Source organism: Paraburkholderia sp. UCT2 (assembly GCF_014397665.1).
Lineage (GTDB): Bacteria > Pseudomonadota > Gammaproteobacteria > Burkholderiales > Burkholderiaceae > Paraburkholderia > Paraburkholderia tuberum.
This window is the reverse complement of the sequence record NZ_VZQO01000038.1, coordinates 16,518-30,902: the sequence shown is the minus strand read 5'-3', so window position 1 is coordinate 30,902 and position 14,385 is coordinate 16,518. Positions and strand designations below refer to the sequence as shown.

Annotated in this window: 16 protein-coding genes; 6 read left to right on the top strand and 10 right to left on the bottom strand. The window is 66.3% G+C overall.

Going from position 1 to position 14,385, the window contains the following annotated elements; all coding sequences use genetic code 11:
• Nucleotides 1-10 precede the first annotated feature (10 nt).
• A complete protein-coding gene (locus F6X39_RS26335) occupies nt 11-1,213 on the top strand; it encodes a class I SAM-dependent methyltransferase (RefSeq protein WP_187618744.1) in 1,203 nt (400 codons plus the stop codon).
• 31 nt (nt 1,214-1,244) lie between these two features.
• The gene (locus F6X39_RS26330) at nt 1,245-1,439 is read left to right on the top strand and encodes a DUF2905 domain-containing protein (RefSeq protein WP_018418711.1); all 195 of its coding nucleotides are present in this window, start codon (nt 1,245-1,247) and stop codon (nt 1,437-1,439) included.
• 34 nt (nt 1,440-1,473) lie between these two features.
• Here the strand turns inward: F6X39_RS26330 and F6X39_RS26325 are convergent, their stop codons facing one another.
• The 4 genes from F6X39_RS26325 to F6X39_RS26310 form a co-directional block, all read right to left on the bottom strand.
• Nucleotides 1,474-2,706: a multifunctional CCA addition/repair protein gene (locus tag F6X39_RS26325; RefSeq protein ID WP_187618743.1), complete on the bottom strand. Its 1,233-nt coding sequence runs from the start codon at nt 2,704-2,706 to the stop codon at nt 1,474-1,476.
• Nucleotides 2,703-3,356 carry a glutathione S-transferase family protein gene (locus F6X39_RS26320; RefSeq protein WP_184034757.1) on the bottom strand — a complete coding sequence of 218 codons (654 nt, stop codon included), beginning with the start codon at nt 3,354-3,356 and terminating at the stop codon, nt 2,703-2,705. The genes F6X39_RS26325 and F6X39_RS26320 overlap by 4 nt, the downstream gene beginning before the upstream one ends.
• A 27-nt stretch (nt 3,357-3,383) precedes the next feature.
• Complete coding sequence (locus F6X39_RS26315; protein WP_184073554.1) at nt 3,384-4,337, bottom strand: complex I NDUFA9 subunit family protein; 954 nt, start codon at nt 4,335-4,337, stop codon at nt 3,384-3,386.
• 82 nt (nt 4,338-4,419) lie between these two features.
• Nucleotides 4,420-6,387: a lytic transglycosylase domain-containing protein gene (locus F6X39_RS26310; protein WP_187618742.1), complete on the bottom strand. Its 1,968-nt coding sequence runs from the start codon at nt 6,385-6,387 to the stop codon at nt 4,420-4,422.
• Between the two features lie 77 nt (nt 6,388-6,464).
• On the opposite strand from F6X39_RS26310, the gene F6X39_RS26305 reads away from it, so the two are divergent.
• Nucleotides 6,465-7,007 (top strand): 5-formyltetrahydrofolate cyclo-ligase, encoded by a 543-nt coding sequence (locus F6X39_RS26305; RefSeq protein WP_260330584.1) that lies wholly within the window; start codon nt 6,465-6,467, stop codon nt 7,005-7,007.
• A 51-nt stretch (nt 7,008-7,058) separates the two neighbouring features.
• Here the strand turns inward: F6X39_RS26305 and F6X39_RS26300 are convergent, their stop codons facing one another.
• Complete coding sequence (locus F6X39_RS26300) at nt 7,059-7,571, bottom strand: winged helix DNA-binding protein (RefSeq protein ID WP_018418717.1); 513 nt, start codon at nt 7,569-7,571, stop codon at nt 7,059-7,061.
• Nucleotides 7,572-7,781: 210 nt separating this feature from the next.
• On the opposite strand from F6X39_RS26300, the gene pxpB reads away from it, so the two are divergent.
• The 3 genes from pxpB to pxpA are packed head-to-tail and all read left to right on the top strand — an operon-like array spanning nt 7,782 to nt 10,257.
• The gene (gene pxpB / locus F6X39_RS26295) at nt 7,782-8,435 is read left to right on the top strand and encodes a 5-oxoprolinase subunit PxpB (protein ID WP_187618741.1); all 654 of its coding nucleotides are present in this window, start codon (nt 7,782-7,784) and stop codon (nt 8,433-8,435) included.
• Nucleotides 8,432-9,484, top strand: a complete 1,053-nt coding sequence (locus tag F6X39_RS26290; protein WP_187618740.1) for a biotin-dependent carboxyltransferase family protein — start codon at nt 8,432-8,434, stop codon at nt 9,482-9,484. The genes pxpB and F6X39_RS26290 overlap by 4 nt, the downstream gene beginning before the upstream one ends.
• 20 nt (nt 9,485-9,504) lie before the next feature.
• On the top strand, nt 9,505-10,257 hold the full coding sequence (pxpA, locus tag F6X39_RS26285) for a 5-oxoprolinase subunit PxpA (protein ID WP_184065837.1): 753 nt from the start codon (nt 9,505-9,507) through the stop codon (nt 10,255-10,257).
• Between the two features lie 119 nt (nt 10,258-10,376).
• Here pxpA and F6X39_RS26280 read toward each other — a convergent pair whose 3' ends face one another.
• The 5 genes from F6X39_RS26280 to F6X39_RS26260 form a co-directional block, all read right to left on the bottom strand.
• Complete coding sequence (locus F6X39_RS26280; protein WP_187618739.1) at nt 10,377-10,655, bottom strand: hypothetical protein; 279 nt, start codon at nt 10,653-10,655, stop codon at nt 10,377-10,379.
• Nucleotides 10,652-10,909, bottom strand: coding sequence for a tlde1 domain-containing protein (locus F6X39_RS26275; protein WP_222945326.1), 258 nt, complete (start codon nt 10,907-10,909; stop codon nt 10,652-10,654). Before F6X39_RS26275 ends, F6X39_RS26280 begins: the two co-directional genes overlap by 4 nt.
• A 212-nt stretch (nt 10,910-11,121) precedes the next feature.
• Complete coding sequence (locus tag F6X39_RS26270) at nt 11,122-12,372, bottom strand: TraB/GumN family protein (RefSeq protein ID WP_187618765.1); 1,251 nt, start codon at nt 12,370-12,372, stop codon at nt 11,122-11,124.
• The gene (locus F6X39_RS26265) at nt 12,365-13,384 is read right to left on the bottom strand and encodes a peptide ABC transporter ATP-binding protein (RefSeq protein WP_090802569.1); all 1,020 of its coding nucleotides are present in this window, start codon (nt 13,382-13,384) and stop codon (nt 12,365-12,367) included. Before F6X39_RS26265 ends, F6X39_RS26270 begins: the two co-directional genes overlap by 8 nt.
• Complete coding sequence (locus F6X39_RS26260; protein ID WP_184034804.1) at nt 13,381-14,385, bottom strand: ABC transporter ATP-binding protein; 1,005 nt, start codon at nt 14,383-14,385, stop codon at nt 13,381-13,383. Before F6X39_RS26260 ends, F6X39_RS26265 begins: the two co-directional genes overlap by 4 nt.

Sequence of the window (14,385 nt, the reverse complement as noted above, 5' to 3'; positions counted from 1 at the left end):
CAATGCGGGGATGAATCCCAAAGCTCACCAACCCGATAGTTTACCTGCTCCCGGCCCGAGCGCGCTCGCGCAGTCCGACGCGCTCGTCGCCGAGATCCGCGCGCGGCTCGACGCGGCCGGCGGCTGGCTGCCGTTCGACCGCTACATGGAGCGCGCGTTGTACGCGCCGGGTCTCGGCTACTACAGCGGCGGTGCGCGTAAATTCGGCCTGCGCGCCGACGACGGCAGCGACTTCGTCACCGCGCCGGAATTGTCGCCGCTGTTCGCCGCGACGCTCGCGCGCCCGCTCGCCGAAGCGTTGGAGGCGAGTGGCACGCGCGACGTGATGGAGTTCGGCGCCGGCACCGGCAAGCTCGCCGCGGGCTTGCTCAATGCGCTCGACACGCTCGGCGCCGAGTTCGACAGCTATTCGATCATCGATCTATCGGGTGAGCTGCGCGAGCGGCAGCGCGAAACGATCGCGGCGGCCGCGCCCGCGCTGCTCGCGAAAGTGCGCTGGCTCGACGCGTTGCCGCAGCGCTTCGAAGGCGTGGTGATCGGCAACGAGGTGCTCGATGCGATGCCGGTGCGGCTCTTCGCGCAAAACGGCGGTGTCTGGTGCGAGCGCGGCGTGGTGTGGCGCGACGGCGCCTTCGCGTTCGACGACCGCCCCGTCGCGGCCGCCGCGGACCTCGCGCTGCTGACCGAAATCGATGCGACCCGCGAACCGGCCGGCGACGACTACGTGACAGAAACGCACGAAGCCGCGCGCGCCTTCACGCGCACCATCTGCACGATGCTCGCGCGCGGCGCGATCTTGCTGATCGACTACGGTTTTCCGCGCCACGAGTACTACCACGACCAGCGCGCGCAGGGCACGCTGATGTGCCACTACCGGCACCGCGCGCACGGCGACCCGTTCCTGTACCCCGGTCTGCAGGACATCACCGCGCACGTCGAATTCACCGGCATCGCCGAGGCGGGCGTCGAGACCGGCGCGGACCTGCTCGGCTTCACATCGCAAGCGCGCTTTCTGCTGAACGCGGGCGTCACCGAGGTGCTCGGCGAAATCGATCCCGCCGACGCCGCGCGCTTTCTTCCCGCCGCCAACGCGGTACAGAAGCTGCTGTCCGAGGCGGAGATGGGCGAGCTCTTCAAGGTGATCGCGTTTTCGCGTGGACTCGACGATACGCTGCGCGCCTTTTCGAGCGGCGATCGTTCGCATACGCTGTGATTGTGAATCCGCTCTGGCTCGAGGACTCGCGATGATTCGCTGGCTTTTGACGACCTTCGTTGCCGTCGCGGTGCTGTCGTCGTGCTGGCCGTGGCTGAGGAAGCTCGGCATCGGCCGGATGCCCGGCGACGTGACCTTGCGGCTGTTCGGCCGCGAGTATCCGTTTCCGTTCATGTCGACGCTGGTGCTGTCGATGCTGTTGTCGCTGTTGGCGCGGGTGTTGTAGTCGCCGTCGCGCGCTACTTTACGCCCGCGCGACTTCAAGCCAGCGCAGCCTCTACCGCACGCACGCGCTCCTCATGCACGGCGTCCTTGATGCCGGCCGGCGCATCGGCGAGCCGCTGCGCCACTGCCCCTGCATCCACGCCTCGCGCGGCCACCAGTGCAAGCCTCAGCCGCTCGGCCTGCGGGTACTCGCTCATCTCGAGGCCGAGCCGCCCACGTGCATCCGACTCGCAGGCCTGCAGCGCCTCGGCGAAGCGCGCCGGCTTCCTGATCGCGTCGCTGCGCTCGAGCAGGCGCAACAGAGCCGCCGCCCCCATCTCCATCACGCGATGAATATTGCCGTGCTCGCGCGCGACCAGCACCGCCAGATCGCGGCACTCGTTCGGCACGCGCAGCCGCTCGCACAGCGGCTTCAGCAGATCGACGCTGCGGCCCTCGTGGCCGATGTGCCGCGGCAGCAGGTCCTCCGGCGTGGTCGCCTTGCCGAGGTCGTGCGTCAGTGCCGCGAAGCGCACCGGCAGCGCGTAGCCCTGCTGCGCGGCATGGTCTAGCACCATCATCACGTGGACACCGGTATCGACCTCGGGGTGATAGTCGGCGCGCTGCGGCACGCCGAACAGCGCGTCGATCTCCGGCAGAATTCGCGCGAGCGCGCCGCAGTCGCGCAGCACGCCGAACATCCGCGACGGCTTCTTCTCCATCAACCCGCGCGACACCTCCTGCCACACGCGCTCGGCCACCAGCGCATCGGCTTCGCCGTCGGCGACCATCTCGCGCATCAGCGCCAGCGTTTCCGGCGCGACCGTGAAATCGACGAAACGCGCCGCGAAACGCGCGATGCGCAGAATCCGCACCGGATCTTCGAGGAACGCGGCGCTGACATGGCGAAAAAGCCGCGCCTGCAAGTCAGCCTGGCCGTTGAACGGATCGATGACGGGGCCGGTCAGCTCGCCGTCCGGACGCACCTCGCGCGCCATCGCGTTGATCGTCAGATCGCGGCGCGCGAGGTCTTCTTCGAGCGTCACGTCGGGCGCATAGAAAAACTGGAAGCCGTGATAGCCGGCCGCCGTCTTGCGCTCGGTGCGCGCGAGCGCGTACTCCTCCTGCGTCTGCGGATGCAGGAATACCGGAAAGTCCTTGCCCACCGGCCGATAGCCCTGCGCGACCATCTGCTCGGGTGTCGCTCCCACCACCACGTAGTCGCGGTCCTGCACCGGCACGCCGAGCAGCTCGTCGCGGACCGCGCCACCTACTGCATAGATATTCATGGGCATTCGTCTTGATAGGCGATCGCGTGCGTTTCGCGGCGCGAGGCGTCGATCCATGCATTGACCGCGGGCAGCTCGGTGAGCCGCTCGACATAGGCGGCTGCGGTCTCCGACAACGCGGGCTTCCACGTGTTGAAGCGCATCGCGACCGGCGCGAACATCGCGTCGGCAATGCCGAATTCGCCGAACAGGAACGGACCGCCGTAGGTCTCGAGGCAGTCGCGCCAGATCGTCTCGATCCGCGCGATATCGGCGAGCGCGCCCGGCGTCGCGTTCTTGCCCGGGAACGACGCACGGATGTTCATCCACATCTTCGAGCGCAACTCGCCGAACCCCGAATGCATCTCGGCGCTGACGCTGCGCGCATGCGCGCGCGCCGCCGCGTCTCGCGGCCACAGCGCGTGTTGCGGGAAGCGCTCGGCGAGCGTTTCGGCGATCGCCAGCGAATCCCACACGGCCTGCCCGGCGTCGTCGATCAGGCACGGCACCTTGCCCGGTCCGCGCGGCGCCTGAGCGCGGATCTTCGCATTCGTGTCCGCTTCGTACAGCAGGATCAGTTCCTCGTCGAACGGAATGCCGAAGTGCGTGAGCAGCAGCCACGGACGCATCGACCACGACGAATAGTTCTTGTCACCAATCAGCAGTTTCATACTTGTTATCAGGTAGAGGGAAAGGCTTCAGCGCCCGGCGTTGGCGCGGAACGTGTCGAGTCGCGAACCCGAGGCAGCACCGGTCAGGTACGTCGGCACGATCGCTTCGATGCTGACCGGTTCGAGTCCGAGCTCGGGCGCGAGCGGCCCGCTCAGAATGTTGGCAACCTTCATCGAATCGAGATTGTCGCGCGAAATCACCGGTTCGCCCGGCGCCAATTCGAAGCTCAACGCCTGCAGGCGCGCGAGCGGCTCGGGCAGACGGATGATGCGCGCATGCTTGCCGATCACGTCGCCGCAGTACGAAACCAGGTCTTCGAGCGTGTAGACGGTCGGGCCGCCGAGCTCGTAGGTGCGGCCGCTCGCGCCATCGAGATCGAGCACGTTGACGATCGCCTTCGCGACGTCGCCGACATAGACCGGTTGGAACTGCGCGTCCGGCATCGCGAGCGGAATGGCCGGAAACACGCGCTGCAGGAACGCGAACTTGTTCAGAAACGCGTCCTCGGGTCCGAACACGACGGACGGCCGGAAGATCGTCCATGCGACGTTGGCCGCATGCACGGCCTTCTCGCCGTCGGCCTTCGAGCGCGAATACATGCTCGGGCCGTTCGGATTGGCGCCTAGCGCGCTCAGATGAATCAGCCGATGCACGCCCTTGCCTTCGCAGGCGGCGACGATGCGCGTCGGCAGCTCGACGTGCGCATGCGCGAACTCCCGCCCATAGGGCTTGCCGCGCTTGCCGTTCAGGATACCGACGAGATTGATTACGCAATCGGCGCCCTCGACGAAGCGCGCGAGTTGCACCGGATCGAACACGTCGGTTTCGAGCACGTCGATCGGCAGCATGGTCAGATGGCGCGCGTTGTAACGTCGCCGTGTGGCGACGCGCACGTCCTTGCCCATCTCGACGAGCGCGTTGACGAGGTAGCTGCCGATAAACCCTGAACCGCCGATGACCGCGATGGCTTGATGTCGCATTTTTCGACTCCCTGATGGAAGCCGCGGCAACGGCTGGCGAAGCGCGTCGCAACCTCGAAGCGAGATTGCGGCGCCAAGGCGCTTACGGTGCGATGTAACCCAGGCGCGCCTTCAGCGATTGCGGACGGCCTTCGAACAATGCCGCGTAGTAGACCGTGTTGGACAACACATTTTTCACGTAGTCGCGAGTTTCCTGAAACGGAATCGCCTCGGCGAAGACCGCGCCTTCGACCGGGCGCTGCAGCGACTGCCGCCAGTTGCGCGGACGGCCCGGACCTGCGTTGTAGCCAGCGGTGGCCAGCACGGCGGACCCGTCGAACTGATTGTAGATCATCGCCAGGTAGTTCGTGCCGAGCAGGATGTTGGTGTCGATGTCGTTCATCTGCTCGCGCGACACCGGTCCCAGACCGATCTTCTTCGCGACCAGTTGCGCGGTGGCGGGCATCAGCTGCATCAGTCCGCCCGCGCCGACGCCAGAGCGCGCGTTGATGATGAAGCGCGACTCCTGGCGAATCAGCCCGTACGCCCACTCGACGTCGAGCCCGCTCGACTGCGCGTCCTGCTCGACGATGTTGCGGAACGGCGATAGATAGCGCAGCGAAAAATCGTGCTCGCTTTTCGTGCGGTCCGCGGTGTTGACGGTGCGGTCGTACAGCTCGATGCGGCGCGCGTACTCGGCGGCGGCGAGCAGTTGCCGGTCGGACATGTTGCGCAACGGCCAGTTCCACTCGCGATTGCCTTCGAGCCGCAGATTCAGCCCATAGAAGCGCTGCGCGAGATCGAAGCCCGGCGTGGTGGCGGCTTGCTGCACTTCGGCGTCGGTCACGGTGGTTTTCGGCGGCACGGTGATTTTCTGGCCGAGCTCTTCGAGCGCGAGCTGGCCGTAGAAGTTGAAGTTCGACGCGATCGACTGGAATTCCTGACTGGCCGTGGCCGTGTCGCCGGCCTGCTTCAGCGCGCGCGCGTGCCAGTACACCCACGACGATTGCTTGCGCAGCGACTCGGGCATCTGCTCGATCGACCAGCGCACCATGTTCCAGTCGCCTGCGAGCAGCGCGCTGCGTGTGCGCCATTCATACGCGGGATTCGACAGCGGCGCGTTGGCCGACAGCCGGAACCAGTCGACCGCGCCAGGCATCTGCTTGAGCGCGCCCTGATAGCCGATCGTGCCCCAGCCGATCGCGCGCTCCGGCGAATTCAGCGACGGCGCGACCGACGCGAACGTGGCCGCGGCCATGGCCGGATCGTTGCGCGCCATGCGCGTGATGGCGAGCAGCGCCAGCTGGTGCGATTGCGCATCCGGTCCGACGCCGCGCGCGAGCAATAGCGGCGGCGTATTGGTCGCCTGGCTGAACAGCACCGGGTCGGGCGGCTGGTCGCCGAGCGCGTCGACGAGCTTGCTGCCGGTGCTCGTGTAGTTCTGCTCGTACGCGAGACGAATTTGCGCCCAGATGTCGTCGGCGCTGAACTGGTGGTTCACGCCGAGCACCGTGATCAGATCGACGCAGCCGTCGCCGTACCACTTCGGCTCGACGAGCAGCGCGCGCGCCGCGTCCGCGACGTTCTCGCCGCGCGACGCGCGCGATTCGAGCGCGTAGCACTTGACCTGAGTGTCGTCGTCAAGCACGAACTTCGCGTACTGCTGGTCGAAGTTGCGCCAGTCGTGACGCGTGCCGAGCACCGTCAGGTAGTCATTGCGCATGCGATCGGCGATCGCCTGGCCGTCGTACTTCTGCAGGAACGCGAGCACGGGCGCGTCCGGCGCGTCGATGCGCGCATGGCCGGTCGAGTCGAACAGCTGCGGCTTGATCTGGAAGTACTCCAGATACGAGGGCGCCGGATAATTCGGGATCATGCTCGCGAGCTGGGCTGCGCGCGCCGCGTCGTTAGTACGCGAGGCTTCGCGAAGCTGGACGAAAATCTGGTCGTCGTTCGTGAGTTGCGAGATCGGAAGGGGCTTGACGGCCGAGGCAGTGCTGCAGGCCACGAGTGCCGCTGCGGCAAGCGCGATACTGGCCGCGCGATATACTCGAAAAAGGCGTTTTGACATCGTTGTTTCTGGAGCGCGAATTGGACCCAAGCATAGCATGCAACCCTGTCCCGGCAACGAAAAAGGCGCTGCGCCGGATGTTGCTGGAAAGCCGTCTGCAAGCGGCTTCCGAGCCGGCGAAGAATGCCGCGCTCGGGCGTCGGATGCTCGACGCGCTGAAGCACTACGCGGTACGCAGCGCGGGATTCTACTGGCCGCTTGCCGGCGAGTTCGACGCGCGCGGCGCGATTGCGCTCTGGCTTGCCGCAGACTCGCACCACGAAGCCAGCCTGCCAATCGTTAAAGAACGTGGCATGGCGCTCGAATTCCATGCCTGGACGCCCGCGACGCCGATGAAAATCGGCCATCACAAGATTGCCGAGCCCACCTCGGGGCGCGTGGTGCTGCCCGAGCTGCTGTTCGTGCCCTGCGTGGGTTTCGACTCGGACGGCTACCGCCTCGGCTACGGCGGCGGCTATTACGACCGCACGCTGGCCGGCTGGCCGGCGGCGCACAAGCCGATCACGGTCGGCATCGCCTACGAAGCGTGCCGCACCGACACGCTGGAACGCGAGGCGCATGACATTGCGCTCGATCTGATCGTCACAGAGGCGGGGTTTCATCCGGCGCTGCCGGGCTGAACGCGCGATGCGCGGCGTGTGACGCGCCGGCGCTTGCGCGGTGCTTCGTCGTTACAGCGAAGCCGCCGCGCGCGCCGCCGTGTCGTACAGGCCCGACGCATTGCGCATCAACTGCGCGGCCTCGCCGATCTGCTGGTTGGTCAGGCCGCTTTCCTTGAGCGTCGAGATCAGGCAGTTTTCGCGCACCTCGCGATACTTCAGGCATAGTTCGCGGCCCGCGTCGGTTGCGGAAAAGAACACTTCCTTGCCGGTTTTTTCGCTTTTTACGTACCCTCTAGCTACGAGCTTTTTCAACGCGTACGTCGCGACGTGCGTGTCCTCGATGTTCAGCACGAAGCAGATGTCCGCGAGCTTCTTGCGGCGTTCGCGATGGCTCACGTGGTGCAGCAGCGATACCTCGATCGCGGTCATGTCCTTGTCGCCGGCCGCCGACATGCAGCGCACCATCCAGCGGTTGAACGCATTGCCCGCCATGATCAGCGCGTATTCGAGTTCCGAGAGTTCCGCGCTGCTCTCGGAGACGAGATGTTCCGACGAAACGATCTTGGTGGGATGACGCGTCATACGAGGTTCCCGTGACGAAAATGGGCTGAAAAAGTGTCGCAAGTGTACGACGATGCCCGCCGCCGACGAGCCTGGCAAAAACGCTTATTGGTAAATCATCGATATTTTATTGATAATGTACACTCCAAACGTCGCCGCCTCCGTGCCGGGCATGCGCCAACGCACCGCGCTGTCCGCCTCATCCTCCGACTCGATCCGGGCCGCCCAGTCATGAGCCAACCACGAATTTTTCCCCTCGGCGATGCCGCGCTCGTCTGCGAAGCGCCGCCGCCCGCCACGCTGGAGTGCCAGCAGCGCGTGTGGGCTGCGGCCGAAGCCGCGCGCGACTGGCCGCAGGTGCTCGAAGTCGTGCCCGGCATGAACAATCTGACGCTCGTGTTCGACCCGCTCTCGACCGACGCCGACGCGCTCGGCGAGCAGTTGCTGACGGCCTGGAACGCAGCGGCCGAAGCCGTCGCGCCCGGGCGCGACGTCGAGATTGCAGTGCAGTACGGCGGCGCATTCGGCCCCGATCTGCGGGCGGTCGCCGAACATACGGGCTTGAGCGCGCGCGAGGTCGTCGAACGTCATGCGGGCGGCGCCTACGTGGTGTTCTTTCTCGGCTTCCAGCCCGGCTTCGCCTATATGGGTGGGCTCGACACCGCGCTGCACACGCCGCGCCGCGCGTCGCCGCGGCTCGAGGTGCCGGCGGGCTCGGTCGGCATCGGCGGCGAGCAGACTGGCATCTATCCGGCGGTGTCGCCGGGCGGCTGGCAGCTGATCGGCCGCACCGAGGTGCCGCTGTTCGATCCGGCGCGCCGTCCGCCCACGCTGCTGCAGCCCGGCGACCGGGTGCGCTTCACGATCGCGGGGATGCACGCATGATCGACGTGATCCGCGCGGGTCTCCAGACCACGATCCAGGACCTCGGCCGCCACGGCTATCGGCATCTCGGCGTCGCGATGGGGGGGGCGCTCGACCGGCTGTCGCTCGAAGTCGGCAACCGGCTGGTCGGCAACCGCCCCGACGCGGCCGGCCTCGAAATCACCTTCGGCCCGACCGTGCTGCGCTTTTTGCGCGCGACGCGCGTCGCGATCACCGGCACCGAGTTCGGCGCGACGCTCGACGGCAAACCCGTCTATTCATTTTGGAGTCTGCCCGTGCAGGCCGGCCAGGAGCTCGTGCTGCACGCGGCGAAGCGCGGCATGCGCGGCTATGTCTGCGTGGCGGGCGGCATCGACGTGCTGCCGATGCTCGGCTCGCGCAGCACCGACCTTGCCGGCCATTTCGGCGGACTCGGCGGCCGCGCGCTCAACGACGGCGACCGTCTGCCGGTCGGCGCGCCGCAGCAGCGCGGCCACCTCGGCTTCACGCCCGAGGCGCCCGAGTTCGGCGTGAAGGCGCCCGCCTGGTGCAAGTTCGTGCTGGTCAACGAGCCGCTGCGGCGCGGTCGTCATCCGTCGGGCGTGCCGTGGGCCATACCGATCCGCGTGCTGTGCGGCCCCGAATACGACAGCTTCACCGCGGATGCACAGCAGTCGTTCTGGTCCGACGAGTGGCTCGTGACGCCGAACAGCAACCGCATGGGCTATCGCCTTGCCGGCACCGCGCTGAAGCGCACGCACAAGACTGACCTGCTGTCGCACGCGGTGCTGCCCGGCACGATCCAGGTGCCCCCGAACGGTCAGCCGATCGTGCTGATGAGCGACGCGCAGACCACCGGCGGCTATCCGAAGATCGGCGCGGTGATACAAGCCGATCTGTGGAAGCTCGCCCAGGTGCGCCTGAACGGTGCTGTCCGTTTCATCCCGACGACGCCCTACGAAGCGCGCCAGGCTTTGCTGGAAGAACGCACGTATCTGCGGCAGATCGATGCCGCGATCGCGATGCATGAAGAGCGTTGCGCGCGCCGGGTGGCGCTCGCGGCGCTGTGACACTAAGTAAAGGAATCCCCATGGAAATCGATCTGAACGCCGATCTCGGCGAAGGCTGCGGCTCCGACGAGGCGCTGCTCGACCTCGTGAGCTCGGCCAACATCGCATGCGGCTGGCATGCGGGCAGCCCCAACGCGATGCGCGACTGCGTGCGCTGGGCCGTGCAGAAAGGCGTGTCGATCGGCGCGCATCCGAGCTTCAACGATCCCGAGAATTTCGGCCGCAAGGAAATGGATCTGCCGGCGGGCGAGATCTACGCGGGCGTGCTGTATCAGCTCGGCGCGCTGTCGGCGATCGCGCAGGCCGAGGGCGGGCGCATCGCGCACGTAAAGCCGCACGGCGCACTGTACAACCAGGCCGCACGCGACGCGAAGATCGCTGACGCGATCGTCTCCGCGGTGCACGATTTCGATCCGTCCGTGGCGGTGTTCGCGCTCGCCAACAGCGGGCTCGTGAGCGCCGCGCGCAACGCGGGCCTGACCGCGATCGAGGAAGTGTTCGCCGACCGCGGCTATCGCGCGGACGGCTCGCTCGTGCCGCGCAAGGAGCCGGGCGCGCTGCTCGACGACGAGGACGAAGTGCTCGCGCGCACGCTCGTGATGATCCGCGAGCAGCGCGTGAAAGCCGTCGATGGACAGTGGGTGCCGTTGAACGCGCAGACCATCTGCCTGCACGGCGACGGCCCGCATGCGCTGGCGTTCGCGCGACGCATTCGCGGCGCGCTCGCCGACGCAGGCATCGAAGTGCATGCGGCGGCCGCCGCGCGCGTCTGAGCGTTCGCATCACCGTCGATCACACCGCACGCCGAGCCGATCCGGCGGTTCCTTTCATATCGACGAGGTGCTGGCCATCTGACGCAGTACCTCGTCGTCCGAAAGCGGCTGCTGTCCAATCAACGGTGGCGCGGCCGACGCAAATGACTAACGATCGCTAATAGAGCGACGGCCAATATCAAGGAGACCAGAAAACTGACAACGAGCAACGTTGCGACGATGATGTCCGTGTCGTTTTCTCCGCCAACCGAATCCAGCACCTTGAAAAGCGGAGCAAAAAACTCGGAGCCCGCGCCGCTCGCAAACCATTCATCAATACTCGGCATGCGGGCAATTCCCACTGCGATGGGAAGCGTCAGCGCCAGTGCGAGCGCAATACAAATCAGCACCTTTTTCATTTCACGTTGATCGTGCCGTAGTATCTGGTCATCGTTCCGGGAATGAACGCGGGCGGCTGTGCTTTCAGGTATGACCGCAGCGCCTTGAACTCCTCGCGGGACGAAAGCGTAATGCAACCGTCGCTTTCTCCGAATCGTCCTACCGGTTGCAACCGAAAGCTACCGCGTCGCACACCGTCTACGAACGTCCAATCATCAATGTGTTGGTCGATGTGGTAAAGAGCAAACCATTCCGCGCGGTGCGTGTCCGCCAATGGGATCTCCTTCCTGTTAGTCGCTTGCGAAAAAAAGTTCTGACGAAGCTAACAGGCATAGGATGCAACACGACTCGGACGCCTCCGAGAAATGCGCCAGAGATTCACGGCGCTGATCGCGATGGCCTGGCTCAGCACGCGATCGCGCTATACGGTGGTCTGCAGTTGCCTTCTGATCGATCCCGCCGCTACGGCCGCAGTCTCGAACCGACTCAACCCGCCTCAACCACGAAGCCGTGCTGCCGCAACAGCTGCAGCACGCCCTTCGGCCCACCCAGATGCAGCGCGCCGATCGCGACGAACAGCGGCTTGTTCGGCGCGGCGAGCTGCAACATTCTCGCGACGAAGCGGCGATTGCGCTCGTAGACGATCCGGTTGTCGATCAAATTGGAGACGCGCGGGTCGCGCGCGAGCTTCTCCGATTTGGCAGCCTGCCACGCGGCGATCGCATCGGCATCGCCGACCCGCCACAGCCGGTGCAGCGTGCGCACGTCCTCGACGTTCTGCGCGGGCGTCTGCACCAGATCCTGCGCGAGCATCTCCCGCTGCTGCGCGGCCGACAGTCCGGTGAACGCGCGCATCTGTTGCGCGAGCGTTTCGAGTCCGACGATCTTGCCGCGCGTCTTCAGATAGACGTTCTGCAATTGCGCTTCGGTGCCGTATTCCGTTTGCAGACCCGCGGACAGCGAGTCGTAGGTCTCGACCACCAGCGACGCGAGCCACGGCCGCATCTTTTTGATCGCATCGAGCGCGGCCGGGTTGCCGCGCAGCCGCAACGCGAGCTTGTGCCACAGCGGCTCGGGCAGCAGACCCGGCAGGCAGTCGTGCTTGCACACGCCGTACTTCGACACGTCGTCCTGCGACACCAGCAGCTCGTCGGGCGACAGTTCGAGCGCGAGCGTCGGCGACGCGGCGAGCGCCGCGAGGATCGGCGCGCGGAACGGCTGCCCCGCCGGATAGTCGGCGGGATCGCCGACGTGCAGCGTGCCGAGCACGTAGATCGTCGTACTGCCGCGCGTCGCGACATAGAACGGCATGCGCGCCGGTTGCTGGCGCACCGGGCCGCTCGCCGTGGTGCCGGGGACCGGGGGCGGCGCAATTGACGGCGGTGGCGGGCTTGGCACCGTGACGGCAGGACGGGCCGCCTGGGCTGGCGCCCTGGCCGCCGCGCCGGCCGCGTGAGCGATGCAGGGTACGGCCGCGCCGACCGACAGCGCGCAGCCTACGCGAAATAAAGCGGACAGCGACGCGGGAAGAAATACGGAGAAAAAGGCGCGCGCGAGCGCATGAACGAACGCGCAGAGAAACGTGCGAAAAAACTTGCCGGCGAACCTTCCAGCAAATGCGCCACAGGGCGCGGCGCCTCCCAGCGCACGCGCCCCGCGGCGCCGCGCGAAGGCGGCTATCCAGCCGCCCTCACACAAGCGGCGCGCAAGACGACGCGCCGCCACCACATCAGGCATCCACGTCCCCCACCTCTTCAGCGCGGTGACAGGAGACCAGGCGGCCATCCACTTCTCGCAGCTTCGGCTCCTCGCTGCGGCAGCGGTCGATCACGTACGGGCAGCGCTGATGGAACGTGCAGCCCGACGGCGGATTCAGCGGCGACGGCATTTCGCCTTGCAGCTTGATCTTGATCGTGCGGTCGGCCTCGAAGATCGACGGGGTCGCCGACATCAGCGCGCGCGTGTACGGATGGCGCGGCTTCGAGAAGATGCGCTGCTTGTCGCCGAGTTCAGCGACGCCGCCGAAGTACATGACCATCACGTCGTCGGCGATATGCTCGACCACCGACAGGTTGTGCGAGATGAACACGTAGCTCGTCTTGAACTCGTCCTGCAGGTCCATGAACAGGTTCAGGATCTGCGCCTGGATCGAGACGTCAAGCGCCGAGACCGGTTCGTCGGCGACCACGATCTGCGGATCGAGGATCATCGCGCGCGCGATCGCGACACGTTGACGCTGGCCGCCGGAGAACATGTGCGGATAGCGCTTCGCGTGCTCGGGCCGCAGGCCGACCGTGCGCATCATCTGCGCGATGCGCTCGGCGCGCTCGGTCGCGCTCATCTGCGTGTTGATCGCGAGCGGTTCGCCGAGCGTCTGCTCGACGGTCTTGCGCGGATTGAGCGACGCAAACGGGTTCTGGAACACCATCTGCACGCGGCGCCTGAGCGCCGCGATCTTCTCGTGATTCGCGCCGGCCACGTCCTCGCCGTCGATCAGCAGGCGACCCGCGCTCGGCGTTTCGATCATCGTCAGCTGACGCGCGAGCGTCGACTTGCCGCAGCCGGACTCGCCGACTACCGCCAGCGTCTTGCCGCGGTCGAGCGCGAACGACACGCCGTTCAGCGCCTTCACCGTGCCGTGCGCGAACATGCCGCGCTTGACCGTGTAGTAGCGCGCGAGCTGGTCGGCGACGAGCACGTGATCGCCAGTACGATCGGACTGGCGACGGGTTTCGGGTACTGCGCTCATCGGGCGCCTCCTTGCGTGTGAACGTTGGCGTCCTTCTCGAGGTTCAGCGGCTTGATGCAACGCACGCGCGTGAGCTCGGCGTGCGCGGGCAGCGGCGCGAGCGCGGGGCGTGCCTTCATGCAGTCGTCGACCACGTACTTGCAGCGCGGCGCGAACAGACACCCCTTGGGCCGGTCGTCGCGGCCCGGCACCATGCCCGGCAGCGCCGCGAGTCGCACCGCGCCGACGTTGTGCTCGGGAATCGCGGCCAACAGCGCTTCCGTGTACGGATGATGAGGCGCGGCGAAGATGTCCGGCACCTTGTTCGTCTCGATCACCTCGCCCGCATACATCACGGCGACGCGCTGCGCGACCTCGGACACCACGGCCAGATCGTGCGAAATCAGCACGAGCGCCATGCCGCGTTCCTTCTGCAGGCGCATCAGCAATTCCATGATCTGCGCCTGGATCGTCACGTCGAGCGCGGTGGTCGGCTCGTCGGCGATCAGCAGCTTCGGGTTGCAGGCGATCGCCATCGCGATCATCACGCGCTGGTTCATGCCGCCCGACATCTGATGCGGAAACGAGCCGATACGGTTCTTCGCGTCCGGAATGCCGACCTGATCGAGCAGTTCGAGCGCGCGTTTGTCTAGCGCGCTGCCGCGCAGGCCCTCGTGCAGCTTCAGCACTTCCTTGATCTGATAGCCGACCGTGTAGCTCGGGTTCAGGCTCGTCAGCGCGTCCTGGAACACCATCGCGATGTCCTTGCCGATGATCTTGCGGCGTTCCCTCGCGGAAGCCTTCAGCAGGTTCTTGCCGTCGAACGTGATTTCGTCGGCGGAGACCTTGCCGGGCGCGTCGATCAGGCCCATCAGCGCCATCATCGTCACGCTCTTGCCCGAGCCCGATTCGCCGACCACGCCGACCACTTCGCCCGGCGCGACGTCGAGATTGATGCGGTCGACCGCGGGCAGGCCACCGAAGTTGACCGCGAGATTGCGGATGGTCAGTAAGTTGCTCAT

What these genes read in the sequence shown, in the direction of transcription:
- F6X39_RS26335 (WP_187618744.1), top strand. Translation starts at nt 11, where the DNA reads ATGAATCCCAAAGCTCACCAACCCGATAGTTTACCTGCTCCCGGCCCG.
- F6X39_RS26330 (WP_018418711.1), top strand. Translation starts at nt 1,245, where the DNA reads ATGATTCGCTGGCTTTTGACGACCTTCGTTGCCGTCGCGGTGCTGTCG.
- F6X39_RS26325 (WP_187618743.1), bottom strand. Translation starts at nt 2,706, where the DNA reads ATGAATATCTATGCAGTAGGTGGCGCGGTCCGCGACGAGCTGCTCGGC.
- F6X39_RS26320 (WP_184034757.1), bottom strand. Translation starts at nt 3,356, where the DNA reads ATGAAACTGCTGATTGGTGACAAGAACTATTCGTCGTGGTCGATGCGT.
- F6X39_RS26315 (WP_184073554.1), bottom strand. Translation starts at nt 4,337, where the DNA reads ATGCGACATCAAGCCATCGCGGTCATCGGCGGTTCAGGGTTTATCGGC.
- F6X39_RS26310 (WP_187618742.1), bottom strand. Translation starts at nt 6,387, where the DNA reads ATGTCAAAACGCCTTTTTCGAGTATATCGCGCGGCCAGTATCGCGCTT.
- F6X39_RS26305 (WP_260330584.1), top strand. Translation starts at nt 6,465, where the DNA reads ATGTTGCTGGAAAGCCGTCTGCAAGCGGCTTCCGAGCCGGCGAAGAAT.
- F6X39_RS26300 (WP_018418717.1), bottom strand. Translation starts at nt 7,571, where the DNA reads ATGACGCGTCATCCCACCAAGATCGTTTCGTCGGAACATCTCGTCTCC.
- pxpB (WP_187618741.1), top strand. Translation starts at nt 7,782, where the DNA reads ATGAGCCAACCACGAATTTTTCCCCTCGGCGATGCCGCGCTCGTCTGC.
- F6X39_RS26290 (WP_187618740.1), top strand. Translation starts at nt 8,432, where the DNA reads ATGATCGACGTGATCCGCGCGGGTCTCCAGACCACGATCCAGGACCTC.
- pxpA (WP_184065837.1), top strand. Translation starts at nt 9,505, where the DNA reads ATGGAAATCGATCTGAACGCCGATCTCGGCGAAGGCTGCGGCTCCGAC.
- F6X39_RS26280 (WP_187618739.1), bottom strand. Translation starts at nt 10,655, where the DNA reads ATGAAAAAGGTGCTGATTTGTATTGCGCTCGCACTGGCGCTGACGCTT.
- F6X39_RS26270 (WP_187618765.1), bottom strand. Translation starts at nt 12,372, where the DNA reads ATGCCTGATGTGGTGGCGGCGCGTCGTCTTGCGCGCCGCTTGTGTGAG.
- F6X39_RS26265 (WP_090802569.1), bottom strand. Translation starts at nt 13,384, where the DNA reads ATGAGCGCAGTACCCGAAACCCGTCGCCAGTCCGATCGTACTGGCGAT.
- F6X39_RS26260 (WP_184034804.1), bottom strand. Translation starts at nt 14,385, where the DNA reads ATGAGCAACTTACTGACCATCCGCAATCTCGCGGTCAACTTCGGTGGC.